Source organism: Caballeronia zhejiangensis (genome assembly GCF_000698575.1).
Classification (GTDB): Bacteria; Pseudomonadota; Gammaproteobacteria; order Burkholderiales; family Burkholderiaceae; genus Caballeronia; species Caballeronia zhejiangensis.
In genome coordinates this window covers 1-1,656 of the sequence record NZ_JFHD01000096.1, presented here as the reverse complement: position 1 = coordinate 1,656, position 1,656 = coordinate 1, and the positions used below count along the sequence as shown (strand labels likewise).

Below are 1,656 nucleotides of genomic sequence, written 5' to 3'. Positions count from 1 at the left end.
GCTTCGGCGTGAGCTGGATGCTGCTGGTCGACGCCCCGCCGGCCCAGCCGCCGCAGTGAAGGAGGTCACCCCATGCGATTCATGATCCTCGTCAAGGCCGACGCCGACACCGAAGCCGGCGCCATGCCGACCGACGACACCCTCATGGCTGAGATGGCCGCCTACCACGGCGAGTTGCTGCGCGCCGGGGTGCTGCTCGACGGCGCCGGCCTCAAACCGAGCCGCCACGGCTGGCGGATGGGCTACGACGGCGCGCGCCGCACCGTGACCGACGGGCCGTTCACCGAGGCGAAGGAGCTCATCGCCGGCTACACGCTGATCCAGACCGCCACCCGCGAGGAAGCCCTGGAATGGACCCGCCGCTTCCCCAACCCCTCGCTGCACGGCACGCCCTGCCACATCGAGGTCCGCGAACTCTACGAGCTCGACGACTTCCCCGACAACGCACCGCGCGAGCAGATGCGCGAGATGGGCCTCGGCGCCTGACCTTGTTGACCCGGAGACTTCCATGACCACGCCCCACATCCCGCAAATCTTCGTGAACCTGCCGGTGCGCGACCTGCCCGCCGCCATCGCCTTCTTCACCGCACTTGGTTACCGTTTCAACCCGCAATACACCGACGAGACCGCGACCTGCATGATCGTCAGCGACCACATCTTCGTGATGCTGCTCACACATGAGAAATTCCGCGCGTTCTCGCCCAGGGCCATCGCCGACACGGCCACCGGCAACGAGGTGCTGATCTGCCTCTCGTGCCCCGACCGTGCCGGTGTCGACGACCTCGTCCGCAAGGCTGTGGCCGCCGGCGGCAGCACCTACAGCGCGCCGCAGGACCACGGTTTCATGTATGGCCACGGCTTCCAGGACCTCGACGGCCACGTCTGGGAGCTGATGGCCATGAACCCCGACTTCCAACCGCCCCAAGGCTGAAAGACCCTTTTCCGATGACCGATTCCGCGCTCGACGCCCGCAAGCGCTGGCTGGCCCTGATGGTGCTGTGCCTGGGCGAACTGATGATCGTGCTCGACACCACCATCGTGAACGTCGCGCTGCCATCCATCCGGCAGGACCTGGCCTTCACCGAGACCTCGCTGGTCTGGGTGGTCAACGCCTACATGCTGACCTACGGCGGCTTTCTGCTGCTGGGCGGCCGGCTCGGCGATCTCTATGGCCAGCGCCGCATGTTCCTCGCCGGCCTCGCGTTCTTCACGCTCGCCTCGCTGGCCTGTGGCCTGGCGAACTCGCAGGGCCTGCTGGTGGTGGCGCGGGCGGTGCAGGGGCTGGGCGGTGCCGTGGTGTCGGCCGTGGCGCTGTCGCTCATCATGAACCTGTTCACCGACGCCGCCGGCCGGGCCAAGGCGATGGGGGTGTTCGGCTTCGTCTGCGCCGGGGGCGGCAGCATCGGCGTGCTGCTCGGCGGGCTGCTGACCTCGTCGCTGAGCTGGCACTGGATCTTCCTGGTCAACCTGCCGATCGGCGTGGCGGTGTACGCGTTGTGCGTCGCGCTGATCGACAAGGACCAGCCCGCGGCCGGCGGCAAGCTCGACGTGGCCGGCGCCATCACCGTCACCACCTCGCTCATGCTGGCCGTGTACGCGGTGGTCGGCGGCAACGAGGCCGGCTGGACCTCGCCGCTCACGCTCTCGCTGCTCGGC

Annotated in this window: 3 protein-coding genes; all 3 read left to right on the top strand. The window is 68.4% G+C overall.

The window, feature by feature from the left end; all coding sequences use genetic code 11:
* Positions 1-72: 72 nt before the first annotated feature.
* Positions 73-486, top strand: coding sequence for a YciI family protein (locus BG60_RS36055; RefSeq protein ID WP_033536323.1), 414 nt, complete (start codon positions 73-75; stop codon positions 484-486).
* Positions 487-508: 22 nt separating this feature from the next.
* Entirely contained in the window at positions 509-931 is a 423-nt protein-coding gene (locus tag BG60_RS36050; RefSeq protein ID WP_033536324.1) for a VOC family protein, read from the top strand.
* Between the two features lie 14 nt (positions 932-945).
* Positions 946-1,656, top strand: a 711-nt coding sequence (locus tag BG60_RS36045; RefSeq protein WP_034474638.1) for an MFS transporter, incomplete at its 3' end; no start/stop codon positions are given.

Coding starts and splice junctions, on each gene's coding strand:
- BG60_RS36050 (WP_033536324.1), top strand. CDS start 509: ATGACCACGCCCCACATCCCGCAAATCTTCGTGAACCTGCCGGTGCGC.
- BG60_RS36055 (WP_033536323.1), top strand. CDS start 73: ATGCGATTCATGATCCTCGTCAAGGCCGACGCCGACACCGAAGCCGGC.